21 protein-coding genes are annotated in these 23403 nt (G+C 55.1%); 5 read left to right on the plus strand and 16 right to left on the minus strand.

The genetic code is table 11. The annotated features are described in order from the left end of the window. Positions 1 to 14: 14 nt before the first annotated feature. Positions 15 to 836 carry a 4-hydroxy-tetrahydrodipicolinate reductase gene (gene dapB / locus FOC35_RS05475; protein WP_172568377.1) on the minus strand — a complete coding sequence of 274 codons (822 nt, stop codon included), beginning with the start codon at positions 834 to 836 and terminating at the stop codon, positions 15 to 17. Between the two features lie 243 nt (positions 837 to 1079). Beyond that, positions 1080 to 1709, minus strand: coding sequence for an alanyl-tRNA editing protein (locus tag FOC35_RS05480; RefSeq protein WP_172568378.1), 630 nt, complete (start codon positions 1707 to 1709; stop codon positions 1080 to 1082). A gap of 91 nt (positions 1710 to 1800) precedes the next feature. Between FOC35_RS05480 and FOC35_RS05485 the strand changes: the two genes are divergently transcribed. Further along, positions 1801 to 2730, plus strand: coding sequence for a LysR family transcriptional regulator (locus FOC35_RS05485; protein ID WP_172568379.1), 930 nt, complete (start codon positions 1801 to 1803; stop codon positions 2728 to 2730). An 84-nt stretch (positions 2731 to 2814) separates the two neighbouring features. Here the strand turns inward: FOC35_RS05485 and ispH are convergent, their stop codons facing one another. From ispH to ribF, 5 genes are read right to left on the minus strand one after another with little or no spacing between them, the layout of a single operon-like run. Beyond that, on the minus strand, positions 2815 to 3765 hold the full coding sequence (gene ispH / locus FOC35_RS05490; protein ID WP_172568380.1) for a 4-hydroxy-3-methylbut-2-enyl diphosphate reductase: 951 nt from the start codon (positions 3763 to 3765) through the stop codon (positions 2815 to 2817). Beyond that, on the minus strand, positions 3746 to 4216 hold the full coding sequence (gene fkpB / locus FOC35_RS05495) for an FKBP-type peptidyl-prolyl cis-trans isomerase (RefSeq protein WP_016534831.1): 471 nt from the start codon (positions 4214 to 4216) through the stop codon (positions 3746 to 3748). Before fkpB ends, ispH begins: the two co-directional genes overlap by 20 nt. Positions 4217 to 4219: 3 nt before the next feature. Beyond that, positions 4220 to 4726, minus strand: coding sequence for a signal peptidase II (gene lspA, locus FOC35_RS05500; RefSeq protein WP_039897888.1), 507 nt, complete (start codon positions 4724 to 4726; stop codon positions 4220 to 4222). Further along, positions 4723 to 7539 carry an isoleucine--tRNA ligase gene (ileS, locus tag FOC35_RS05505; RefSeq protein WP_172568381.1) on the minus strand — a complete coding sequence of 939 codons (2817 nt, stop codon included), beginning with the start codon at positions 7537 to 7539 and terminating at the stop codon, positions 4723 to 4725. The genes lspA and ileS overlap by 4 nt, the downstream gene beginning before the upstream one ends. 32 nt (positions 7540 to 7571) lie before the next feature. Beyond that, the gene (ribF, locus tag FOC35_RS05510; RefSeq protein WP_016534828.1) at positions 7572 to 8504 is read right to left on the minus strand and encodes a bifunctional riboflavin kinase/FAD synthetase; all 933 of its coding nucleotides are present in this window, start codon (positions 8502 to 8504) and stop codon (positions 7572 to 7574) included. Positions 8505 to 8831: 327 nt separating this feature from the next. On the opposite strand from ribF, the gene rpsT reads away from it, so the two are divergent. Next, positions 8832 to 9095, plus strand: a complete 264-nt coding sequence (rpsT, locus tag FOC35_RS05520; RefSeq protein ID WP_039897887.1) for a 30S ribosomal protein S20 — start codon at positions 8832 to 8834, stop codon at positions 9093 to 9095. A 63-nt stretch (positions 9096 to 9158) separates the two neighbouring features. Here the strand turns inward: rpsT and nhaR are convergent, their stop codons facing one another. From nhaR to dnaK, 4 genes are all read right to left on the minus strand, one after another. Next, the gene (gene nhaR, locus FOC35_RS05525) at positions 9159 to 10052 is read right to left on the minus strand and encodes a transcriptional activator NhaR (RefSeq protein ID WP_016534825.1); all 894 of its coding nucleotides are present in this window, start codon (positions 10050 to 10052) and stop codon (positions 9159 to 9161) included. A gap of 68 nt (positions 10053 to 10120) precedes the next feature. Then, positions 10121 to 11293, minus strand: coding sequence for a Na+/H+ antiporter NhaA (gene nhaA / locus FOC35_RS05530; protein WP_172568382.1), 1173 nt, complete (start codon positions 11291 to 11293; stop codon positions 10121 to 10123). 196 nt (positions 11294 to 11489) lie between these two features. Then, a complete protein-coding gene (dnaJ, locus tag FOC35_RS05535; protein ID WP_172568383.1) occupies positions 11490 to 12623 on the minus strand; it encodes a molecular chaperone DnaJ in 1134 nt (377 codons plus the stop codon). 84 nt (positions 12624 to 12707) lie between these two features. Next, the gene (gene dnaK, locus FOC35_RS05540; protein WP_016534821.1) at positions 12708 to 14630 is read right to left on the minus strand and encodes a molecular chaperone DnaK; all 1923 of its coding nucleotides are present in this window, start codon (positions 14628 to 14630) and stop codon (positions 12708 to 12710) included. A gap of 296 nt (positions 14631 to 14926) precedes the next feature. On the opposite strand from dnaK, the gene satP reads away from it, so the two are divergent. Beyond that, on the plus strand, positions 14927 to 15493 hold the full coding sequence (gene satP / locus FOC35_RS05545; RefSeq protein ID WP_016534819.1) for an acetate uptake transporter: 567 nt from the start codon (positions 14927 to 14929) through the stop codon (positions 15491 to 15493). 51 nt (positions 15494 to 15544) lie between these two features. On the opposite strand, the gene FOC35_RS05550 is transcribed toward satP, so the two are convergent. The 3 genes from FOC35_RS05550 to tal all read right to left on the minus strand — a co-directional run bounded on the left by FOC35_RS05550 (position 15545) and on the right by tal (position 18631). Next, positions 15545 to 16855 (minus strand): MFS transporter, encoded by a 1311-nt coding sequence (locus tag FOC35_RS05550; RefSeq protein WP_172568384.1) that lies wholly within the window; start codon positions 16853 to 16855, stop codon positions 15545 to 15547. A gap of 125 nt (positions 16856 to 16980) precedes the next feature. Continuing rightward, a complete protein-coding gene (gene mog, locus FOC35_RS05555; protein WP_172568385.1) occupies positions 16981 to 17568 on the minus strand; it encodes a molybdopterin adenylyltransferase in 588 nt (195 codons plus the stop codon). Between the two features lie 109 nt (positions 17569 to 17677). After that, complete coding sequence (gene tal / locus FOC35_RS05560; protein ID WP_016534815.1) at positions 17678 to 18631, minus strand: transaldolase; 954 nt, start codon at positions 18629 to 18631, stop codon at positions 17678 to 17680. A gap of 217 nt (positions 18632 to 18848) precedes the next feature. On the opposite strand from tal, the gene FOC35_RS05565 reads away from it, so the two are divergent. Together FOC35_RS05565 and yaaA are read left to right on the plus strand one after the other, a co-directional pair. Next, positions 18849 to 20294 (plus strand): sodium:alanine symporter family protein, encoded by a 1446-nt coding sequence (locus FOC35_RS05565; RefSeq protein WP_172568386.1) that lies wholly within the window; start codon positions 18849 to 18851, stop codon positions 20292 to 20294. A 68-nt stretch (positions 20295 to 20362) separates the two neighbouring features. Beyond that, positions 20363 to 21136 carry a peroxide stress protein YaaA gene (gene yaaA, locus FOC35_RS05570; RefSeq protein WP_016534813.1) on the plus strand — a complete coding sequence of 258 codons (774 nt, stop codon included), beginning with the start codon at positions 20363 to 20365 and terminating at the stop codon, positions 21134 to 21136. Positions 21137 to 21183: 47 nt separating this feature from the next. Here the strand turns inward: yaaA and thrC are convergent, their stop codons facing one another. Both thrC and thrB read right to left on the minus strand, forming a co-directional pair. Beyond that, the gene (gene thrC, locus FOC35_RS05575) at positions 21184 to 22470 is read right to left on the minus strand and encodes a threonine synthase (RefSeq protein ID WP_172568387.1); all 1287 of its coding nucleotides are present in this window, start codon (positions 22468 to 22470) and stop codon (positions 21184 to 21186) included. Positions 22471 to 22473: 3 nt separating this feature from the next. Next, the gene (gene thrB, locus FOC35_RS05580; RefSeq protein ID WP_172568388.1) at positions 22474 to 23403 is read right to left on the minus strand and encodes a homoserine kinase; all 930 of its coding nucleotides are present in this window, start codon (positions 23401 to 23403) and stop codon (positions 22474 to 22476) included.

Consider the following 23403-nt stretch of genomic DNA (forward strand, 5'->3'; position numbering starts at 1 on the left):
AAGGATAAGTTAAATTACAAACTGTTGAGATCTAGAACATCTCGCATATCAAAAAGACCATTTTTTCTGGACTTTAACCATAATGCAGAACGAACTGCACCATTAGCAAAAGTCATCCGGCTGGACGCCTTATGGGTAATTTCAATACGCTCTCCGATATCGGCGAACATCGCGGTGTGCTCACCCACAATGTCACCCGCACGTACCGTAGCAAAGCCAATGGTTCCAGGCACACGTTCGCCTGTATAGCCTTCGCGAGAATAAACCGCGCACTGCTTCAGATCTTTGTCCATCGCCTGAGCAATAGCTTCGCCCATTGCCAGCGCCGTGCCGGATGGAGCATCAACTTTGTGGCGGTGGTGGGCCTCAATAATTTCGATGTCGGTATAATCGCCCATCACTTTGGCCGCCTTCTCCAGCAGCTTCAGCATCACATTTACGCCAACGCTGAAATTGGCTGCGAAGACGATAGGGATCTCGCGAGAAGCATCGTGGATTGCCTGCTTACCGGCCTCATCAAAACCGGTAGTCCCGATAACCATGCCTTTGCCGTGTTTGAGGCAGAACGCCAGATGGGCAAGCGTGCCTTCCGGGCGGGTGAAGTCGATAAAGACATCAAAATCGTTCACTACCGCGTCCAGACTATCGCTGACCAGCACGCCCGTTTTTGCCACTCCGGCCAGTTCACCCGCATCGCTGCCGAGCAGAGAAGAGCCCGGACGTTCCAGGGCGGCACCAAGCTGCACGCCGTCCAGCTGCAAAGTGGCCTGAATAAGCTGGCGTCCCATGCGCCCGCCAGCTCCCGCAATGGCTACGCGAATTTGTGCATCATGCATATCTTTACTCTTTGGTTAAATAATTCGTAGAAAACGTTCTCAGGTTAACCAGCCCGGTGTCGGGCCGCCAGCCGAAAACAGCGATAATTAGAATTTACTGTCATGACGCGGCAGTTATCAATATCAGCCATAAAAACCCTTCTTTTACCAGGTTTAAATCAAACCCGGCAAAACGGCTCCCGCTGCCCCGGTTATTTCCCCAAGAGTAATAGAATTCGCGCTAAAAAGGTGCACTCATGGCGTTTATGCGAGCGTGTAATTCACGATAAGCTGCCCTTTTTTGATTTTGACAGCGGTAATAGCGAGGCCATTAATCTCGGCCAGCGTCTTAACGTGGGTTCCGCCGCAAAGGTAGGCAGGCAGGTCGCCAAACCACACTTTGCGCCGCCCTTCTTCAAATGCAACAAAGCGGCTTAACCCACCCTCCAGCCACGGCTGGATTATTTCGAGAAGCTCTGCGTCCGTGGGTTGGGAGACATTATCTTTAGCTGCAAAGGTAATGCGTCCCTCCCCTGGCCAGTGGTGGGCTTTAACGGGCTGCCAGCCAGAGATTTCACCAGCATAGCCCACCAGATGCCCCGCGGAGTGCCAGCGCGAATGCTGCTGCCGAATTGCCGCATCAACGCGGACTTCTACCTCGCCGGGTTCCAGCGGCTGGGAAAGGATATGCGCCACATTGTCGCCGCGCTGTACCACCTCCTCAACCGGGATGTCAGCGATCCAGCCTTTGTCCGCAGGCTGCCCGCCGCCCTGCGGATGGAACAGCGTTTTATCCAGTTCAACAACATAACGCCCGTCGGCATCAGCCGTGCAGCTAACAACCCTTGCGCGCCCCTCGGTTACATCACTCGTATAATAAAGTCGTTCAGTCATTGTGTTCTCCTCATTGTCAGAAGAGTATATTGCGTTTATCAATGCGGATAATCTTCTCGCAGAACAATGCACCTTTGCCTGGCATGCACAAATGAATTTAACTTTACTTCCCGATCTGGCGACTTTCGTTGTTATTGTTGAGCAGGGCAGCTTTTCCGCCGCCGCAAGAGTAACGGGGGCAACCCCCTCCGCCATCAGCCGCAGCGTCTCACGCCTTGAACGCGAAATGGGCTGTAAATTGCTGCACCGCACAACGCGCAAGCTTGCGCTGAGCGATACGGGGAAAACGGTGCATCAGCATGCGCTGGAGATGCTGGATGCGGCCCGGCAGGCGATGGATAAAGGGCGCAGCTTACAAACGGTAGTTCAGGGCAGGCTGACCCTTAGCGTGCCGAAGGCCGTTGGCCACTTTGTTATTCATCCTTTGATCCCCGAATTTCTCGCCCGCTACCCGCAGGTGGATGTCAGCCTGCGCCTGGAAGACCGCTACATGGATCTCATTGATGACGGAGTCGATCTCGCACTGCGTATTACCGGCACGCCCTCTCCGGGACTTTACGGCAAACCGCTGATGCCCATCGCACACATCATTTGTGCAACCCCGGAATACCTGCGTCTGCACGGCACGCCTGAAACCCCCGCGGAGCTTCGCCAGCATAGCTGTATCAACCTTGGAGAGACTCCGGCAGATTCACGCTGGAAGTTTCACCGCCCCGGCAAGACGGAGACGGTTCAAACCCACGGGCGCTATGCGGCAAACCATACGGGAGTGAGGCTGGATGCTGTTAAACGTAATCTGGGGATCGGCAGCCTGCCGCTGTTTACCGCGCGCGACGCGCTGGCGCATGGCGAAATAGTGCAAGTGCTGCCGGAATGGGAGTTTATCAGCGCCTATACTGGCGAACTGTGGCTATTGTGGACTCGCAATCAGCATATGCCAGGCCCGATGCGGGCGATGATTGACTATTTAAGCGAGGAACTTGCCGCTCGTGCTGCCGATACGGCGGTAAATCTTGTTTGAACCACATCATGACCTGGATATGCAAAAAAAATACCAGCGGGTTTACACCGGCTGGCATTTTCAGGCTGGCAAAAATCGACGACGTTACTCTACTTCACGCACGTCAACCCGCAGCTCTCGCGGCACTTCAAAGACAATATTCTCTTCGCGGCCGGTGAGTTCGCGGGCTTCGCTACCGCCCATTTCACGCAGGCGTGAAATGACGTTTTGAACCAGCACATCCGGCGCAGAAGCCCCGGCCGTTACGCCCACGCAGTTTGCCTCTTTTACCCACGCTTCCTGGATATCGGCTGCGTCATCGATAAGATAAGCGGCTTTTCCCATACGCTGAGCCAGTTCGGCAAGACGGTTGGAGTTGGAGGAGTTTTTTGACCCCACAACCAGCACCACATCCGCTTCATTAGCCAGCGCACGCACCGCTTCCTGGCGGTTAGTGGTGGCATAGCAGATATCGTCTTTACGCGGGCCGATGATTTTCGGGAAGCGTTTACGCAGCGCGTCGATAACGTCGGAAGTGTCGTCCACCGAGAGCGTAGTCTGGGTCATAAACGACAAATTGCTTTCGTCTTTAACTTCAAGCGTCAGCACATCGTCCGGCGACTCAACCAGGTACATCCCGCCCTTCGGATTGCTGTACTGGCCCATGGTGCCTTCCACTTCCGGGTGGCCTGCGTGGCCGATTAAAATCGACTCTTCGCCACGGCGGCTGGCTCGGGCAACTTCCATATGCACTTTGGTGACCAACGGGCAGGTCGCATCGAACACCGTCAGCTCGCGGCATTTGGCTTCGTTACGCACCGCCTGAGAAACGCCGTGCGCCGAGAAAATCAGGATCGCACCGTCCGGCACTTCGCTGATTTGCTCGATGAAAATAGCGCCGCGCTCGCGCAGGCTGTCCACCACGTAGCGGTTGTGTACTACTTCGTGACGGACATAGATTGGCGCGCCGTAAATTTGCAGCGCGTTTTCGACAATGCTGATAGCGCGGTCGACCCCAGCACAAAAGCCTCTGGGATTAGCCAACAGGATCTGCATTCAACGCCTCCAGCACCGGATCGACTTCCAGCACTTCAATATCAAAATGAACGGTTCGCCCGGCCAGCGGATGGTTGAAGTCGACGGTAATCGAGTCACCGTTAACTTCGCGCACGACGCCAGGCATTTCGCTGCCATCCATTGCGGTAAACAACATTATAGCGCCCGGCTCCGGCTCGCCCGCGTCAACGAATTCACGACGCGAGAAATACTGGATCATATCCGGGCTTGGAATGCCAAACGCCGCTTCCGGGGCCAGAGAGAATGCTTTTTTCTCTCCGGCTTTCAGGCCAATCAGCTCGCTTTCGAGGCCCGGAGACAGCGTTTCATCCCCAAGGCGAAACAGCGCAGGCTTACCGTTAGCGCGGGTGGACTCCGCGGTGGAGCCATCTTCAAGCTTCAGCGTGAAATGCACCAGCACCGCGCTGTTGCTCTGTACAGACTCAGCCATGGGTTACCCTTTTTGCTTCGCGGGCTTGTCGGAGGAGACAAAGAAGCCCTCCAGCACAATCAGCGCCGCGCCGATACAGATTGCCGTATCGGCCAGATTGAAGGTGGCAAAGTGCCAGTCGCCAACGTAGAAATCGATCATGTCGACCACAAAGCCGTGCCATAAGCGGTCAAACAGGTTGCCGAGCGCACCGCCGATAATCAGAGCATAGGCGATGTTATTCAGCTTTTGGCTCGCTTTAGCGCGGTACATCATCCACACCAGCGCTACGCAGATACCGATTGCGATACCGGCGAAGAACCAGCGCTGCCAGCCGCCTTTATCCGCGAGGAAGCTGAACGCCGCCCCGTAGTTACGAGCGTAGTGCAGATTCAGGGACGGGAACAGAGACACCGTGTCCCCCAGCATAAAATGCTGGAGGATCAGGTATTTACTGCCCAGATCCACAATCAGTACCACGACCACCAGCCAAAGCCAGCGCAACCCGGTAGAGAGTAATGGTTTCATCAGGCAAACTTACGTTGTTCGCCGTCACCGGCTACGTTGGTAACACAGCGGCCGCAAATTTCTGCGTGTTCCGCAACCTGACCGATGTCGGTGGTGTAATGCCAGCAGCGCGGGCACTTCTCACCATCGGCTTTACGCAGGGCAACTTTCAGCCCTTTGAGGATTTCGCTCTGCTGAGCGTCTTCACCCGCCTGTGCATAATCGGCAACCGCAGCCCCGGAGGTCAACAGGACAAATCGCAATTCATCACTCAGGCTATTTAGCTTCGCCGCCAGCTCGCTGTCGGCAAACAGAGTGACTGCCGCTTCCAGAGAACCGCCGATGCGTTTATCGGCACGCGCCTGCTCGATAACCTTGTTAACTTCACCGCGCACGGTCAGCAGCGTATCCCAGAACTCACCGTTCATCGCTTCGCTTTCCGCCAGGCCGAACAGACCTTCGTACCACTCGCCGGTAAACACGTACTTCTCGCGAGAACCCGGCAGGTAGCCCCAGATTTCATCCGCGGTGAAGGACATGATAGGTGCCATCCAGCGCACCAGCGCTTCACAGATGTGGTACAGCGCGGTCTGGCAGCTGCGGCGAGCCACGCTGTCGGACTTCGCGGTGTACTGGCGGTCTTTAATGATGTCGAGGTAGAACGAGCCCATCTCAACGGAGCAGAAGCGCATCAGGCGCTGAACCACTTCGTGGAAATCGTAGTTTTCGTAGGAAGCCAGAATATCAGCCTGGGCTTCCTGGGCGCAGCCTACTGCCCAGCGATCCAGCACCACCATCTCTTCCGGTTTCACCATGTCGGTTTCCGGATTAAAGCCGTTCAGGTTAGCCAGCAGGAAACGTGCGGTGTTACGGATACGACGATAAGCGTCGGCGGAGCGTTTCAGAATTTCATCAGAAACCGCCATTTCGCCGGTGTAGTCGGTAGACGCCACCCACAGGCGCAGGATATCCGCGCCGAGTTTGTTCATTACGTCCTGCGGGCTAACGGTGTTGCCGATGGACTTGGACATTTTGCGGCCCTGACCATCAACGGTGAAACCGTGGGTCAGCACCTGGCGGTAAGGCGCTTTGCCTTTCATCGCCGTGGAGATCATCAGAGAGGACATGAACCAGCCGCGATGCTGATCCGAACCTTCCAGATAGATATCCGCAGAATGGCCGTTAAATTCAGGGCGAACATCCACAACGGAGGAGTTGGTTGACCCGGAGTCGAACCAAACGTCCAGCGTATCCGGCACTTTGACGTAGTTATCGGCGTCATCGCCCATGATGTCGCGCGGGTCGAGATCCCACCACGCCTGAATGCCGTCCTGCTCTACGCGCTTAGCAACTTCTTCCATCAGCTCCAGAGAGCGCGGGTGCAGCTCTTCGGTCTCTTTATGCACAAACAGGGACATCGGCACGCCCCAGGTACGCTGACGCGAAATACACCAGTCAGGGCGGTTTGCCACCATGGACTCGATACGCGCCTGGCCCCAGTCCGGGATCCACTGCACGCCTTTGATCTCTTTCAGAGACTGAGCGCGCAGGCCTTTCTGATCCATGCTGATGAACCACTGCGGGGTCGCACGGAAAATGATTGGCGTTTTATGGCGCCAGCAGTGCGGGTAGCTGTGCAGCAGTTTTTCAATGTGCAGCAGAGCGCCTTTATCACGCAGGATGTTAACCACTAGATCGTTGGCTTTAAACACCTGAACGCCGTCGAGGCCTTCATAAGTGCCCGGCAGATAGCTGCCATCCGGGCCAACCGGGTTAGCAACTTCCAGACCGTATTTCTGGCCGATAACGTAGTCGTCCGGGCCGTGGCCTGGCGCCGTATGTACAGCACCGGTACCCGCGTCCAGCGTAACGTGATCGCCGAGGATTGCAGGCACGTCGAAGCCCATAAACGGATGCCTGAAGCGCAGCAGTTCCAGCTCGGAACCTTTGACTGTGCCGAGGATTTGATAATCAGTGATGCCAGCGCGTTTCAGCACGCTTTCCAGCAGGTCTTTTGCGAGGATCAGCGCCTGGCCTTCAATCTGCACCAGCACATATTCGAACTCGGCGCCCAGAGAAATAGCGCGGTTAGCCGGCAGGGTCCACGGCGTGGTGGTCCAGATAAGCAGAGAGATTGGGCCTTTAACTTCAGCCGCGCCAAACTTCGCTTTCACCGCATCGCTATCGACGGCGTTAAACGTCACGTCGATAGATGGCGAGGTTTTGTCATAATACTCAACTTCCGCTTCCGCCAGTGCGGAACGGCAGTCAACGCACCAGTGCACCGGCTTCGCGCCTTTATGCAGATGGCCGTTGCCGATGATTTTGCCCAGCGCACGAATGATGTTGGCTTCGGTGTTGAAGTCCATAGTCAGGTACGGGCGAGACCAGTCGCCCAGCACGCCAAGACGGATAAAGTCAGCGCGCTGGCCATCAACCTGCTCTGCGGCATATTTACGGCATGCTGCACGGAACTCAGCGGCAGAAACCTTCTCACCCGGCTTACCGATCAGTTGTTCTACTTTCAGTTCAATCGGCAGACCGTGGCAGTCCCAGCCCGGCACGTACGGCGAGTCGAAGCCGGACAGCCCTTTGGACTTGATAATAATATCTTTCAGAATCTTGTTAACTGAGTGACCAATGTGAATGCTACCGTTCGCATAAGGAGGGCCATCATGCAAAATGAAGGTTTTTTTGCCCTTTTTCGCATTACGAATGATGCCGTACAGGTCATCATCGTTCCAACGCGCCAGCATGCCCGGTTCGCGCTTGGCTAAGTCGCCGCGCATCGGGAACCCTGTTTCAGGCAAATTTAGGGTAGATTTAAAGTCACTCATTAGATTCTCGGTTCCGTATTTCGGTTAGCCTTTCAGGCATTTGACTCAAAAAATTCGCGGGCTGATACCACATCTCTGGCGATTTGCGCTTTCAGCTCATCGAGTGAAGCAAACCGCTGCTCATTACGTATCTTTTTACGCAGCACTACTTCTATATGGCGACCATAAAGGTCCATTACAACGTCCAATAAGTGGACTTCAAGCTGCTGGCGGACACCCGCCACCGTAGGGCGAGTGCCAATATTAGCCACGCCAGCTATCGGCTTATCACCGAGGCCTGAGACTTCAACCGCATACACCCCTTTTACCGGGGAAACCTGACGACGCAGCGGTAAATTCGCCGTAGGGAAACCAATAGTGCGACCCAGCTCATCGCCGTGTACCACACGCCCGGAGATCATAAACGGATGCCCCAGCAGGCTTTCAGCCTGTTGCAAATCGTCATCCGCCAGCGCCTGACGCACGGCGGTACTGCTAATACGCACCCCGTCTTCGCAAAATGTTTGAGTACTTGCGATGTCGAAGCCGTATTCCTGACCAGCCTTCTGTAATAACAAGAAATCCCCCTGACGACCAGCGCCAAAGCGGAAATCATCGCCTACCGCGAGGAATTTAACCCCCAGACGGTCCACCAGCAGATTGCTGACGAAGTTCTGCGCGCTCAAGGCGGCAAAACGGCGATCGAAGCGCACGCACAGCACGTAGTCCACGCCGCACCCAGCGAGATAGCGCAGTTTTTCACGCAGGCGAGTCAGGCGGGCCGGGGCCTTTTCCGGGGCGAACAGTTCAAGCGGTTGAGGCTCAAAAATCATCACCATGACCGGGAGATTGCGCGCACGCCCCTCTTCACACAGGCCCTTTAACAGCGCCTGATGGCCACGATGTACGCCGTCGAAATTACCAATGGTGAGGACACACCCGTGGTGGTTCTGGCGCAGGTTATGTATACCGCGTATCAGCTTCATGGCTGGCTCAAAACAGTGGAAATTGGCGGATTATATCAAGGACAGCGATTAAGGTTAACCGGCGATTGCCGCCTTTGGCATAAAGCTTTAATGAATTCATTACGCTGAGCCGCTCTTTGAGCAGGCTTAGGCTTTGTCTCGACGATTTTTGATGCGAAAGACTGTATTCCCGGCCCTGATGCTGGTAGAATCCGCGCCATCACAACGTAAGAGGTGCCGAAAATTTAACGGCGCTTATTTGCACAAATCCATTGACAAAAGAAGGCTAGCGGGGCATATTCCTCGGCCTTTGAATTGTCCACATAGATCATATTTGGGAGTTGGACCTTGGCTAATATCAAATCAGCTAAGAAACGTGCTGTACAGTCTGAAAAGGCTCGTAAGCACAACGCAAGCCGTCGCTCTATGATGCGTACTTTCATCAAGAAAGTATACGCAGCGATTGAAACTGGCGACAAAGCTGCTGCACAGAAAGCATTTAACGAAATGCAACCAATCGTGGATCGTCAGGCTAGCAAAGGTCTGATCCACAAAAACAAAGCTGCGCGTCATAAAGCAAATCTGACTGCGCAAATCAACAAACTGGCTTAATCGCTCGTTTGCTGTCGCTTTGATAAAAAAACCGGCTAACGCCGGTTTTTTTATATCCGCAAATCACTCCACCTTAAACAACGCCGAGTAATCCTTGCTGCAAATTCGCTGTACCGCAGGATGCTGAATCATTCGTTCGGCAAAAATCGCGTGATACTCCTCCAGCACATTATCAATCCGCCCAACCTCGATGATATCGTCGTCGCTATAGATGTCCTGCGCGTAGAGCGTTGGCGCAACAAAAATAGCGTTATGGGTCGCCCCAAATGCCTTCATCAGCGCGGCATCGTCAAATTCGCCGAGGATCTCAATCTTCAGGCCCTGGATGTTAATCCAGTTCAGCAGCTTACGTCCCAGCATCGAGCGACGCCCCGGAATAAGCAGGCGCCGGGTTTCAAGGCAGGCCGGGAAAGGCAGTTCAGGGGCCGGCCCCTTGCACCAGAAGCTAATCCCGCATTCGCCAAGCCTGACGGAAAACAGCCCTTCCTGCTGGGTCGAGTCTATCGGGCAGTCTGAAATAATCATGTCCAGCTTATGCTGGCTCAGCTGTTCCAGCAGCATTTCGTGAGTCGACTCGAAGCAGCGCAGGTGGATTTGCTCATCATCAACCACCGCAGCGTCCAGCACCCCGCTGACCAGCCGCTTGGAAAGCGCATCCGCTACGCCAACGTCGAAAAGAATATTGGCCTCTTTGCGATAGTTAACGATATCCAGCATTTCCTGGCTCAGGGTGAACATGCGGTCGGCATAGCGAAACACCAGCTGGCCCAGCTCCGAAGGCACCAGCCCCCTGCCCTGACGGCGAAACAATTTTCCCTGCAGCCGCTCTTCGAGCGCTTTAATTTGCCCGGTGATGGTCTGCGGCGTCAGAAACAACGCTTCGGCAGCGCCGACCACCGAGCCTTCTTTGCAGACGTGCCAGAAGTAATAAAGATGGTTGTAATTAATATGGGACATCGCCCTTCACTCCCTGAAAGTTATTCCGTTATCGGGCCATCCTGCCGATGGCCCGGTTAACACAAGTATCATGCTTTGGCCTCAGAAAGGCGCGCTCTCAGCATGCTAAAGCCCACCACGGCTGAAAGCAGCGACCCAAGAAGAATGCCGAGTTTCGCCCAGGTAATCAGCTCCGCATCCACGTCGCCGAAGGCCAACGAAGCGATGAAAATCGACATAGTAAAGCCGATGCCGCACAGCACACCTACCGCCATGATGTCGCTGAACCGCGTCCCCTCTGGCAGCGTGGCGAGCTTAAGCTTAAGCGCCAGCCAGCAGAACAGGCTTATCCCCAGCGGCTTGCCGATAAACAAACCGGCAATGATGCCGAGCGGCAGCAGCGAGGTCAGGCCTTCCATGGTCACGCCAGAGAGCGACACGCCAGCATTGGCAAAAGCGAACAGCGGCAGGATCAGGAACGCCACCCACGGATGCAGCACATGCTCAAGCTCCTGAGCAGGCGAACGCCCGTTCTGCTCTTTTAGCGGAATAAAGAAGCCGATGATGACCCCCGCCAGCGTCGCATGAACCCCGGATTTTAAAACAGCAGTCCACAGAATCACGCCCACCAGGATGTAAACGCCCGTGCGGCGCACGTTGAACAGGTTCAGCAGCGCCAGCGCAACGATAGCCGCAGCCGCAATCCCCAACGACATCATGGATAAGTCATGAGTATAGAACAGCGCGATAATGATGATGGCGCCCAGGTCATCGATGATTGCCAGCGCCATCAGGAAAACCTTCAGCGCCAGCGGCACCCGGTTGCCCAGCAGCGCCAGAATTCCCAAAGCAAAGGCGATATCGGTCGCCGCCGGGATAGCCCAGCCTTCGCGGGTTACCGGGTCAGAATAGTTAAAGGCCAGATAGAGCAGCGCCGGAACAACCATCCCGCCGAGCGCAGCAATCACCGGAAACGCCGCCTGACGGCGATCGGCAAGCGAGCCGAGCACCATTTCCCGCTTCACTTCCAGGCCAATCATCAGGAAGAAGATAGCCATCAACGCGTCGTTGACCCACAGCAGCAGGTTTTTGCTGATATCCAGCGGCCCGATGCGTACCTCAACCGGCGTGGCAAGAAACGCCTCGTAGCCCGCGCTGGTTGCACTCAGATTTGCCAGCAGCATCGCCAGAGCGGCGGCAACTATCAAAAAAATACCGCCCGCGGCGTCATTTTGAAAAAAGCGTTGCAGATTTTTAGTCATTATTTCACCCAGTTATCCAAACAGCGTGTTCATCCCAAACACTATTATGGTAGTCAGCATAGCGACAATGACACATCGATAAAATCAACTTATATGGCAAATATAGATCGCAAAAACCGAGCTGTTTTCTGAGGCATAAAAAAACCTGAACCGAATGAAGCAGTTCAGGTTTTTGCGTGGCTAAAGCCGGAAGAAATTAGCGGGTCAAATCGTCAAAGAATTTCTTCACGCCGTCGAAGAAGCTCTTCGAACGCGGGCTGTTTTGCTCACCCGCTGGCCCACCAAAGCTCTCTTCTAAATCACGAAGCAGCTTTTTCTGTTTTTCGTTCAGGCTGACAGGCGTTTCGACAACCACGCGGCACAGCAGGTCACCCTGAGCACCACCGCGTACGGACTTAACGCCTTTACCGCGCATTCTGAACAGCTTGCCGGTCTGCGTTTCGCTCGGCACCTTCAGTTTTACGCGACCGTCGAGGGTTGGGACTTCAATTTCCCCGCCCAGAGCGGCCATAGCGAAGTTGATAGGCACTTCGCAGTACAGGTTGTTACCTTCGCGCTCAAAGATTGGGTGCTGTTTCACCTGAACCTGAACGTACAGGTCGCCGGACGGCGCACCGTGCTCACCGGCTTCACCTTCGCCGGACAGGCGAATACGATCTCCGGTATCAACACCCGCAGGAATTTTCACCGACAGGGTTTTGGTTTTCTCTACCCGGCCATGGCCGTGGCAGCTGTTGCACGGATCTTTAATGATGGTGCCGCGGCCCTGGCAATGAGGGCAGCTCTGCTGCACGGTAAAGAAGCCCTGACGCATCTGCACCTGGCCCTGTCCGTGACAGGTTGGACAGGTTTGCGGAGATGAGCCTTTTTTCGCACCGCTGCCGTGGCAAACGTCACACTCTTCCAGCGTCGGGATACGGATCTCTTTGGTAACGCCACGAACCGCTTCTTCAAGCGTTAAGTCCATGTTGTAGCGCAGGTCCGCGCCACGAGACGCACGTTGACGGCGTCCGCCGCCAAAGATATCGCCAAACACGTCGCCAAAGATATCGTTGAAGTCCGCACCGCCGCCGCCAAAGCCGCCACCGCCGCCCATACCGCCCTGCTCAAACGCAGCATGGCCGTATTGATCGTAGGCCGCACGTTTCTGAGAATCGGTAAGGATCTCGTAGGCTTCTTTGATCTCTTTGAACTTACCCTCGGCCTCTTTATCGCCCTGGTTACGGTCCGGATGGAACTTCATCGCCAGGCGCTTATAGGCTTTTTTGATTTCACGCTCTTCCGCTGATTTCGGAACGCCTAAAACCTCGTAATAGTCTCTCTTCGCCATCTCTTTTTTCTGCCCTTAACATACGAGCACGGGCGTGGAGTAAACTCCGCGCCCGTGCCGGTTAATTACCCTGCATCAGGGCGATTATTTTTTATCTTTCACTTCTTCGAACTCAGCATCAACAACATCGTCGTCTTTGCCTGCGTTAGCGTTGCCAGCATCGGCGGCATTACCTGCCTGCTGCTCGGCGTGCTGCTGCTGAGCCAGCTCCATCAGTTTCTGGGAAACCTGAGCCAGAGCCTGCATTTTCGCTTCGATGTCAGCTTTGTCTTCGCCTTTCAGAGAACCTTCCAGCGCGCTCAGAGCGGACTCGATAGCCGTTTTGTCGTCAGCCGGCAGCTTGTCGCCTGCTTCTTCAACCTGCTTACGGGTGCTGTGCAGCAGGTGATCGCCCTGGTTACGGGTCTGAACCAGCTCTTCGAACTTACGGTCAGACTCGGCGTTAGCTTCGGCTTCGCGCACCATTTTCTGGATCTCTTCTTCGTTCAGGCCGGAAGAAGCTTTAATGGTAATCTTCTGCTCTTTACCGCTGTTTTTGTCTTTAGCGGAAACGTGCAGAATACCGTCAGCATCGATATCGAAGGTGACTTCGATCTGCGGCATGCCGCGCGGTGCCGGGCTGATCCCATCCAGGTTGAACTGACCCAGTGATTTGTTATCGGATGCGCGTTTACGCTCACCCTGAATCACGTGGATGGTTACCGCAGACTGGTTGTCTTCAGCGGTAGAGAACACCTGGCTGTGCTTGGTTGGGATAGTGGTGTTTTTCGCGATAAGCGCGGTCATCACTCCACCCATGGTTTCGATACCCAGAGACAGCGGGGTAACGTCCAGCAGCAGTACGTCTTTCACTTCGCCGGTCAGAACACCACCCTGAACCGCTGCACCGATGGCAACAGCTTCGTCCGGGTTAACGTCTTTACGCGGCTCTTTACCGAAGAACTCAGCAACTTTTTTCTGCACCATTGGCATACGAGTCTGACCGCCGACCAGAATAACGTCCTGGATATCGGAAACGGACAGGCCAGCATCCTGCAGCGCAACTTTCAGCGGATCGATTGAACGGTTTACCAGGTCTTCGACCAGGGATTCCAGTTTCGCACGAGTCACTTTGATGTTCATGTGTTTCGGACCGGTCGCGTCTGCGGTGATGTACGGCAGGTTCACGTCGGTCTGCTGTGCAGAAGAAAGTTCGATTTTCGCTTTCTCTGCCGCTTCTTTCAGGCGCTGCATGGCCAGCGGATCGTTACGCAGGTCAATGCCCTGATCTTTCTTAAACTCGTCAACGAGGTAGTTGATCATACGGCTGTCGAAGTCTTCACCACCGAGGTGGGTATCACCGTTGGTCGCCAGAACTTCGAAGGTTTTTTCGCCGTCAACTTCGTCGATTTCGATAATAGAGATATCGAAAGTACCACCACCCAGGTCGTAAACCGCGATAGTACGGTTGCCAACTTCTTTGTCCAGACCGTAGGCCAAAGCCGCTGCGGTTGGTTCGTTGATGATACGCTTAACTTCCAGACCCGCGATACGGCCGGCGTCTTTCGTTGCCTGACGCTGAGCATCGTTGAAGTATGCAGGTACGGTGATAACAGCTTCAGTTACCGGCTCACCCAGGTAATCTTCAGCGGTTTTCTTCATTTTTTTCAGCACTTCAGCAGAGATCTGCGGCGGTGCCATTTTCTGACCTTTTACATCAATCCATGCGTCGCCGTTGTCGGCGCCGATGATTTTGTAAGGCATGATGGCTTCATCACGCTGCACTTCTTCGTCCTGGAAGCGGCGGCCAATCAGGCGTTTGATCGCAAACAGAGTGTTTTGCGGGTTAGTCACTGCCTGACGTTTAGCCGGCTGACCTACCAGGATTTCGCCGTCCTGAGTGTAAGCAATGATAGAAGGCGTGGTGCGGTCGCCCTCGGCGTTCTCCAGCACACGAGCAGTAGTACCATCCATAATCGCGACACAAGAGTTGGTTGTCCCCAGGTCGATACCAATAATTTTACCCATCTAAACGTCTCCACTAAAAATTCGTCATCATGTGGTTGTGAACCTGTTATATGGGCAAAGGCGTCTGTTTCAATTGCCCGTCGCGTTTTTTTCAGGTCCGCCAACTGCGGTTGCATACAAGATGGGGTCGCAACACCCGCCATCAAGGGGCAGATGAAAAAAAATTTTCTGCTTTCCACCCGCTCAGATCATAGACGGCGGCCTGCCGCCTGATTATTATGCCGCGCCCGCTGCCGGAGTCCCGGCGGTGTGGGCTTACTTGATACTTTTTTTCAGATGAATTTTTCAGAGGAACTATGGGCAACACTAAGTTGGCTAATCCAGCTCCCCTGGGCTTAATGGGCTTCGGCATGACCACCATTTTGCTCAATCTGCACAACGCAGGCATTTTTGGTTTTGACGTTATTATCCTCGCTATGGGGATTTTCTACGGCGGTATCGCGCAAATCTTCGCGGGCCTGCTGGAGTTTAAAAAAGGGAACACTTTCGGTTTAACCGCCTTCACCTCTTACGGCTCGTTCTGGCTGACGCTGGTCGCTATCCTGCTGCTGCCTAAGATGGGTCTTGGCGATGCAACCAACGGGCACTTCCTCGGCGCGTACCTGGGCCTGTGGGGCGTGTTCACGCTGTTCATGTTCTTCGGCACCCTGAAAGCGCCGCGTATGCTGCAATTCGTGTTTGCCAGCCTGACCGTGCTGTTTGCCCTGCTGGCCGTTGGCCATCTGACCGATAACGAAGGCATCGTTAAAGTTGCCGGCTGGATTGGCCTGGTGTGTGGCGCGAGCGCTATCTACCTGGCAATGGGTGAAGTGCTGAACGAACAGTTTGGCCGCACCGTACTGCCGATTGGCGAAAAGCACTAATTTCTTTCGCTTAGCAATAAAAAACGCGGAGCCCGGCTCCGCGTTTTTTATTTATGACTGCACCAACGTCCTTTCCTTTGCTTCATCCTCATGATGGATGTCGCGCCTGAGCCAGAGTCCCAATCCCAGCCCAACTAGCGCCAGCGCCAGCACGTACCACGCCGGAGCCATAGGCGAAACGCCCATCAGCATCGTGACGGCCACCGGCGTCAGTCCGCCGAAAATCGCATAAGAAAGGTTATAAGAGAAAGAGATACCGGTGAAGCGTACTTCCGCCGGGAACGCCCGTACCATCACAAACGGCACCGCGCCAACAACGCCAACGCTTAGCCCCACAAGGCCATATAGCAGGAACAGGTGCTCGGGATGAGTGGCCGTCAGGTGGTAAAACATCCAGCTGCAAATCGCCAGCAGAATACTGCCTACGGTAAAGGTTTTACCTGCCCCGAACCGGTCCGCCGCCAGCCCGGCCAGCAGGCAGCCAATACACAGCATGATGGTTGCGATGCTGTTGGCCTTCAACGTCAAAGCCGGTGCCATGCCGTACTGCTTTTGCAGCCAAATCGGCGACATCAGAATGACCACGACGATACAGGCCGAAAGCAGCCAGGTCAGCAGCATGGAAATCACCACCGCTTTCTTATGCTTAGCCACAACGGCTTTTAGCGGCAGCTCTGCGGCCAGCGCTTTACGTTGCTGCATCTCAAGGAATATCGGCGTCTCACGCAACCAGCGGCGTAAATACATCGCCACCAGGCCGAAAATGCCGCCGAGTAAGAAAGGAATACGCCAGCCGCCGTCGTGAATAGTCTGCTGGGTCAGCGAAGTATTAATGATGGTCGCAACAACCGAGCCAAGAAGAATACCGACGGTCAGCCCCATCGTCAGGGTTCCGCAGGCGATACCGATGCGCCTCGCCGGAACGTGCTCGGCAACAAAGACCCACGCGCCCGGCACTTCACCGCCTATCGCTGCGCCCTGCAAGATACGCATCAGCAGTAACAACAGCGGAGCCGCAATGCCCAACGTGGCATAAGTAGGCAGCAGACCAATAGCCAGAGTCGGCAGCGCCATCAGCAAAATGCTGAGGGTGAACATTTTTTTGCGGCCAACCAGGTCGCCAAAGTGCGCCATCACGATGCCGCCAAGCGGGCGTGCAAGATAGCCAGCGGCAAATATCCCGAAAGTCTGAACCTGACGGAGCCACTCGGGAATATCGGCCGGGAAGAACAACTCCCCCACTACCGCGGCGAAAAATACGAAGATAATGAAGTCGTAAAATTCGAGAGCGCCACCGAGGGCGGCAAGTGTCAGGGTTTTATAGTCCTGACCATTCAGAGGTCTGACGCGCTGTATTGACATAGGAAACCGCTTGTAAAGAGGAGTGTTAATTATTATTTCCGTTTAGCTGTAAAGCCAGGATTACTATAACGGTTAAAAACCAACACTCCACATCAACTCGATCTTATGTCAAGAAAGGCATTTATTTAGGATTTTGTTTCGCGTCGCGCGCTCTTAGGGCGAAATGCTGCTACCACATCGTCATTAGTTTCAACATAAGGGCCGTCGATAAGCTGTACACAGTACGGTACGCTTGCGAAGATCCCGGGCACCACCACCTTGCCGCTCTCGTCTTTCACGCCTTCGAGCGTTTCCTGAATAGACTTCGGCTGGCCCGGCAGGTTAAGGATCAGCGCCTGCTTGCGAATAACGCCGACCTGGCGCGAGAGAATAGCCGTCGGCACAAAATGCAGGCTGATCTGGCGCATCTGTTCGCCAAAGCCCGGCATCACGCGGTCGGCAATCGCCAGCGTAGCATCCGGGGTCACGTCGCGTCGCGCCGGGCCGGTACCGCCGGTCGTCAGCACCAGGTGGCAACCCATCTCATCCACCAGCTCGCAAAGCGTTTGCTCAATGATCGGCTGTTCATCGGGGATCAGGCGGGTTTCGACTTCAAAAGGTGTCGTCAGGGTTTGCTCCAGCCACGCCTGTAGCGCAGGGATGCCTTTGTCCTGATAGATGCCGCTGGAGGCGCGGTCTGAAATGGAAACTAATCCAATGCGAAAGGTATTCATATCATTCCCGGAAATGAGCAAGTCTGGGCGAAATGATACACGGCGAAAGGCGTTGCAGACAGGGGAAGACGCTAAAAGCGTGGCCGACGAGCGCCGGCCACGATAATGATTACAGCAGGTCGCCGATCATTTTTTCCAGTTTTTCCTGGTCGATAGCAAACTTACGGATACCGTCCGCCAGTTTATCTACCGCCATTGGATCCTGGTTGTGCTGCCACAGGAACTGGGATTCAGTGATGCGCTCCGGACGCGCTTTCACTTCACCGGTGTAGCTCAGCTTACGCTCAAGCGCCCCTTCGCTTTCCGCCAGCTCTTTGAGCAGAGCAGGTGCGATGGTCAGGCGGTCACAGCCAGCCAGCTCGATGATTTCACCGACGTTACGGAAGCTTGCGCCCATTACGACGGTTTCATAGCCGTGCTGTTTGTAATACTGGTAGATTTCGGTAACGGAAACCACGCCCGGATCTTCCTGCGGCGCGTATTCTTTCTTGTCGGTGTTAGCTTTGTACCAGTCGAGGATACGGCCAACAAACGGAGAAATCAGGAACACGCCGGCTTCCGCACAGGCGCGTGCCTGAGCGAAGGAGAACAGCAGGGTCAGGTTACAGTTGATGCCTTCTTTTTCCAGCTGCTCGGCAGCGCGGATGCCCTGCCAGGTAGAAGCCAGTTTAATCAGAATGCGATCGTTGCTGATGCCCGCATCGTTATAGAGCTTAATCAGGTGCTTCGCTTTGGCGATGCTGGCTTCGGTGTCATAAGACAGGCGAGCATCAACCTCGGTAGAGATACGACCCGGGATCAGTTTCAGAATTTCCAGGCCGATGTTCACAGCCAGCTTGTCGGTAGCGTCAACAACCTGCTGAGCGCGGTCGTTGCTCTGGCCGCGAGCCCAGGTAATCGCTTCATCAATCAGTTTGCGATACTCAGGGATCTGCGCTGCGTTAAGGATCAGAGAAGGGTTAGTAGTAGCATCCTGCGGCTGATACAGCTTCATCGCCGCGATATCTCCGGTGTCAGCAACCACGGTGGTCAGTTGACGCAAAGAAGTCAATTTATCCGTCATAATGAGTGTTTCTCTTCAGGTGTAGCTTGTTAGGGAGATGTAACCGGTCTGGCTTGATGATATCACGCCGCCCATCAGGTGCAACCGCGACAAGTGCTGTCCGTCCAGTGGCTGAGAATATGATAAACTCCGCCCGATCTTTATCTGTAACGTAATGGACTGCATGGCACGGGCCCGTCAACCTCGCCGCCATCACGCATTAACAAGAGGGACGTTAATGACAGATTTTTTATTATTTATCAACGAGGTGCTTTGGGGGTCCGTTCTACTCTGGCTGTTGATTGGGGCCGGAGTCTGGTTCACCTGGCGCTGCGGCTTCGTGCAGTTTCGCTATTTCACCCGGCTTCGCCTTTTCCTGCGTAACAGCACCTCGTCAGATCCTTCCGGAATATCCTCATTTCAGGCGCTCTGCACCAGCCTCGCCGCACGCGTAGGCAGCGGCAATCTTGCCGGTATTGCGCTCGCCATCTCGGCCGGTGGCCCCGGTGCCGTTTTCTGGATGTGGGTTGCAGCCGTGCTCAGCATGGCAACCGCCTTTGCTGAATGCTCGCTGGCGCAGCTGTATAAAAGCCGCGACAAAGACGGAAATTATCGCGGCGGCCCGGCCTGGTATATGGAACGCGGGCTGGGTATGCGCTGGATGGGCGTACTGTTCTCACTCTTTTTAATCGTCGCCTTTGGGATGGTGTTCAATGCCGTTCAGGCAAACTCTATTGCCATTGCCACCCATTATGCGTTCGACGTGCCGAAACTCTGGATCGGTATTGCGCTGGTCATCGTCACCGCGCTGGTCATCTGGCGCGGGATGAGGGCGATAGCCCGCCTGTCCCAGTGGCTGGTGCCGCTGATGGCGCTGCTGTGGGTATTTATGAGCCTGTACGTGGTTGCGCTGCATATTGAGCGCTTCCCGGAGGTGGTCAGGCTAATTTTCAGCCAGGCGTTTGGCTGGCATGAAGCCGCGTCGGGCGCGCTCGGCTACACCGTCAGCCAGGCTATCACCAACGGTTTTCAGCGCGGCATGTTTTCCAATGAAGCGGGGATGGGTTCAACGCCCAACGCAGCCGCAGCGGCTGCGGCCTGGCCTCCGCACCCGGCTACCCAGGGCGTGGTCCAGATGTTTGGGGTATTAATTGATACGGTTATTATCTGCACCGCCACCGCCGCCATCGTATTAATGTCCGGCATGCTCGACGGAGCCGTAACCTCACGCGGCGGAATTATTCTGGTTCAGCAGGCGCTTAGCTCGGCTGTCGGGAACTGGGGCAGCGGTTTTATCGTCATTATCGTTTTCCTGTTCGCCTTCACTTCGATAGTCGCCAACTACAGCTATGCGGAAAATAACCTTCTGTTTCTTAACCCAAGCGGCCGCGTGTCAAAGCTATTGCTGCGCTGCTTTGTGCTGGCGATGGTGATGTTTGGCACCCAGGCGGCGCTGCCGCTGGTCTGGCAGTTGGCAGATGTGGCGATGGCCATTATGGCTATCACCAACATTACGGCGATTTTATTGCTCTCACCGGTGGTTCGGGATCTTGCTGCGGACTATCTACGCCAGCAAAAGCTGGGCATTACGCCGACCTTCAATCCCAACCGTTTCCCCGAGATAAAGAACCAGCTGGCTCCCGGCGTCTGGGGCACGGATCCTGAAAAAAAAACCGATCGCTAATTGCAGCCATAGGCCGCTACGTTCCGGAAATTTGCTAAAGTAACCGCCAAAACCTGCAAGGAGTGGACATGCTAATTCTTATTTCACCTGCCAAGACGCTGGACTACCAGAGCGAGTTAGCCACTAACCGCTACACGCAGCCGGAACTGCTGGAATACTCTCAGCAGTTGATCAGCGTTGCCCGCAAACTTAGCGCGCCTCAAATTGCGTCGCTGATGAGCATCAGCGATAAGCTGGCTTCCCTGAATGAAACCCGCTTCCACGAGTGGCACCCGGAATTCAGCCCGCAGAATGCCCGCCCGGCTATCCTCGCTTTCAAAGGCGATGTTTATACCGGCTTACAGGCTGAGGAATTTAGCGAAGCAGACTTCGATTTTGCCCAACAGCATTTGCGCATGCTCTCCGGCCTTTACGGCGTGCTGCGCCCGCTGGATTTGATGCAGCCTTACCGCCTGGAGATGGGTATCCGCCTTGAGAACCCTAAAGGCAAAGACCTGTATCATTTCTGGGGCGATACGATAACCGAAAAGCTGAACCAGGTGCTGGCCGCCCAGGGCGACAAGATCGTTATAAACCTGGCGTCAGACGAGTATTTCAAAGCGGTTAAACCGAAAAAGCTCGATGCAGAAATCATCAAGCCGGTGTTCCTGGACGAGAAGAACGGCAAGTTTAAGGTCATCAGCTTCTACGCTAAAAAAGCGCGCGGCCTGATGAGCCGCTACATCATTGAAAACCGCCTCAGCAAGCCGGAACAACTGAAGGCGTTTAATACCGACGGTTACTTCTTCGATGAAGAAGCCTCGCAGAAAAACGAACTGGTGTTTAAGCGCCACGAGCAGTAAAAAAAAACGCCAGCTTAATGCTGGCGTTTTTTATTCACAGAATGATATTAAGCTCTCGCCATCATCAGCTTACGCAGCTCTGCAAAGTCAGCCGGAAGGTTATGGGAGAGCAGCGGCAGGTCGGCGCGGGACGCCAGCTCCTGCGGCAGCGGCAGCGCTTCACCCAGAATCTCTTCCACGCTCTCTTTAAACTTCGCCGGATGCGCAGTGCCCAGGAACAAGCCAAATTCACCGGGCTGCAGCTGGTCGCGCAGCGCACGATAGGCAATGGCCGCGTGCGGCTCAGAAACATAGCCGATAGTTTTCAGCTCGCGCATCGTCTCTTTGGTCGTTTCGTCGGTCACGGCGGCATAGCCGAGATCGGTGAGACGCCAGATTTTACGGCGGAACAGCTCTTCTACACGCGGCCAGTTGTTTGGCTGGCTCACGTCCATGGCGTTGGAAAGGGTGGCAACCGTCGTTTTCGGCGCCCACTGCCCTTCAGCCAGGAAGCGAGGAACCGTGTCGTTGGCGTTGGTGGCGGCAATAAAACGCTTAATCGGCAGGCCAAGGGATTTCGCCAGCAGGCCAGCAGTCAGGTCACCGAAGTTACCGCTTGGCACGGAGACCACCAGCTGGTTACGCGCTTCCTGAGGGAGTTGAGCAACCGCTTCAAAGTAGTAGCAAATCTGCGCCAGCAGGCGGCTGATATTAATGGAGTTGGCCGAGTTTAACCCCAGAGCGGCTTTCAGCTCTTCGTCGTCAAATGCCTGTTTCACCAGCGCCTGGCAGGCGTCGAAATCGCCATCAATAGCGACAGTTTCGATATTGCCGCCCAGGGTGCAGAACAGTTTTTCCTGCAGCGGGCTGATTTTGCCACGCGGGTACAGGATGACCACACGAACGTTCTCAATACCGTAGAAAGCGTGGGCAACGGCTGCCCCGGTATCGCCGGAAGTCGCGGTCAGAATAGTGACCGGTTTGTCACCGCTGATATGAGTCAGCATTTGCGCCATAAACCGGCCGCCGAAGTCTTTAAACGCCAGCGTTGGGCCGTGGAACAGCTCAAGGCAGCCGACATCAGGCTCGACCATCTTCACCGGCGCGGGGAAAGCGAAGGCCGCGCGAACGCGCTCTTCCAGAATCTCCTGAGGGATCTCATCGCCGATAAACGCCGAGAGGATTTTGCTGCTACGGCTGACAAAATCCTGGTTCAGCATGGCGTCGATTTCAGTCAGCTCAAATTCCGGCAGGTCGTGCGGGAAGAACAGGCCCTGCTGTTTGCCCAGCCCCTGGGTGACGGCCTGCGCAAAGCTGACCTGCTCGTTGTGATCTTTAAGGTTGTACAGTTTCATGCGTTATCCCAAAACTCGTGCGCCAGCCGTATCCAGACGGCAAATATGTACAAAACCTTCCTGGTTTTGCAAATAGTGTTGGCTTAGCCAGTCAGCCACACGCTGCGCGGTATCGTTGTTATCGCACAGCGCAAATAAGGTTGGGCCGGAGCCCGAAATACCGCTCGCCAGCGCGCCAATATCGGCCACCGCTTTACGAGACTCATCGAACTTCGGCAGCAGTTTAGCGCGGTAAGGCTCGGCTATTACGTCCTGCATCAGTTTGGCAGCAAGCGCAGGCTGGCGGGTATGGCAGGCATGAATAAAACCGGCCAGATGGCGCCCGTGGCTGATGCAGTCCTGGCGGCGATACTGCGCCGGCAGAATAGCCCGCGCTTCGGCGGTAGAAACTTTGATGCCGGGATAAGCCAGCACCCACAGCCACTCATCAAAGCCTGGCACCTGCTGGCTGATGATGCCGCTTTCTTCAATCATCAACTGCATGCCGCCGAGGAAACACGGCGCAACGTTGTCGTAATGAATGCTGCCGGAGATGCGCCCTTCCAGCTCGCCCATCAGGCCAAGCAGGCGCGTGTCGCTCAGCGGTTTACCGCAGAACTCATTCATTGCCATCAGCCCGGCAACCACCGAACAGGCGCTGGAGCCCAGCCCGGATCCGATAGGCATATTTTTCTCAAGCGTCATCGCCACCGGAATGGTTTTGCCAATCTCCTGGCAGAAGCGCTCCCAGCACTGGTAAACAATATTCTCGCGAGGTTCATCCGGCAGCTTGCTGGCAAAACGCCCGAGGTTGGTGAGGCTGAAGCTTTCCGCCGCCTCCACCGTCACGTAATCGCCGAGGTGCGAACCGTCAATCGGCGACACCGCAGCCCCCAGAACGTCAAAACCCACGCTCATATTGGCGCTGGAAGCCGGTGCATATACTTTAACCAT

The organism is Cedecea sp. FDAARGOS_727 (genome assembly GCF_012273235.1).
GTDB classification, from domain to species: Bacteria; Pseudomonadota; Gammaproteobacteria; order Enterobacterales; family Enterobacteriaceae; genus Cedecea; species Cedecea davisae.

What these genes read in the sequence shown, in the direction of transcription:
- thrB (WP_172568388.1), bottom strand. Translation starts at nt 23,403, where the DNA reads ATGGTTAAAGTATATGCACCGGCTTCCAGCGCCAATATGAGCGTGGGT.
- dnaJ (WP_172568383.1), bottom strand. Translation starts at nt 12,623, where the DNA reads ATGGCGAAGAGAGACTATTACGAGGTTTTAGGCGTTCCGAAATCAGCG.
- FOC35_RS05485 (WP_172568379.1), top strand. Translation starts at nt 1,801, where the DNA reads ATGAATTTAACTTTACTTCCCGATCTGGCGACTTTCGTTGTTATTGTT.
- FOC35_RS05480 (WP_172568378.1), bottom strand. Translation starts at nt 1,709, where the DNA reads ATGACTGAACGACTTTATTATACGAGTGATGTAACCGAGGGGCGCGCA.
- tal (WP_016534815.1), bottom strand. Translation starts at nt 18,631, where the DNA reads ATGACGGATAAATTGACTTCTTTGCGTCAACTGACCACCGTGGTTGCT.
- FOC35_RS05550 (WP_172568384.1), bottom strand. Translation starts at nt 16,855, where the DNA reads ATGTCAATACAGCGCGTCAGACCTCTGAATGGTCAGGACTATAAAACC.
- FOC35_RS05565 (WP_172568386.1), top strand. Translation starts at nt 18,849, where the DNA reads ATGACAGATTTTTTATTATTTATCAACGAGGTGCTTTGGGGGTCCGTT.
- ileS (WP_172568381.1), bottom strand. Translation starts at nt 7,539, where the DNA reads ATGAGTGACTTTAAATCTACCCTAAATTTGCCTGAAACAGGGTTCCCG.
- ribF (WP_016534828.1), bottom strand. Translation starts at nt 8,504, where the DNA reads ATGAAGCTGATACGCGGTATACATAACCTGCGCCAGAACCACCACGGG.
- thrC (WP_172568387.1), bottom strand. Translation starts at nt 22,470, where the DNA reads ATGAAACTGTACAACCTTAAAGATCACAACGAGCAGGTCAGCTTTGCG.
- ispH (WP_172568380.1), bottom strand. Translation starts at nt 3,765, where the DNA reads ATGCAGATCCTGTTGGCTAATCCCAGAGGCTTTTGTGCTGGGGTCGAC.
- satP (WP_016534819.1), top strand. Translation starts at nt 14,927, where the DNA reads ATGGGCAACACTAAGTTGGCTAATCCAGCTCCCCTGGGCTTAATGGGC.
- yaaA (WP_016534813.1), top strand. Translation starts at nt 20,363, where the DNA reads ATGCTAATTCTTATTTCACCTGCCAAGACGCTGGACTACCAGAGCGAG.
- dnaK (WP_016534821.1), bottom strand. Translation starts at nt 14,630, where the DNA reads ATGGGTAAAATTATTGGTATCGACCTGGGGACAACCAACTCTTGTGTC.
- nhaA (WP_172568382.1), bottom strand. Translation starts at nt 11,293, where the DNA reads ATGACTAAAAATCTGCAACGCTTTTTTCAAAATGACGCCGCGGGCGGT.
- nhaR (WP_016534825.1), bottom strand. Translation starts at nt 10,052, where the DNA reads ATGTCCCATATTAATTACAACCATCTTTATTACTTCTGGCACGTCTGC.
- fkpB (WP_016534831.1), bottom strand. Translation starts at nt 4,216, where the DNA reads ATGGCTGAGTCTGTACAGAGCAACAGCGCGGTGCTGGTGCATTTCACG.
- dapB (WP_172568377.1), bottom strand. Translation starts at nt 836, where the DNA reads ATGCATGATGCACAAATTCGCGTAGCCATTGCGGGAGCTGGCGGGCGC.
- mog (WP_172568385.1), bottom strand. Translation starts at nt 17,568, where the DNA reads ATGAATACCTTTCGCATTGGATTAGTTTCCATTTCAGACCGCGCCTCC.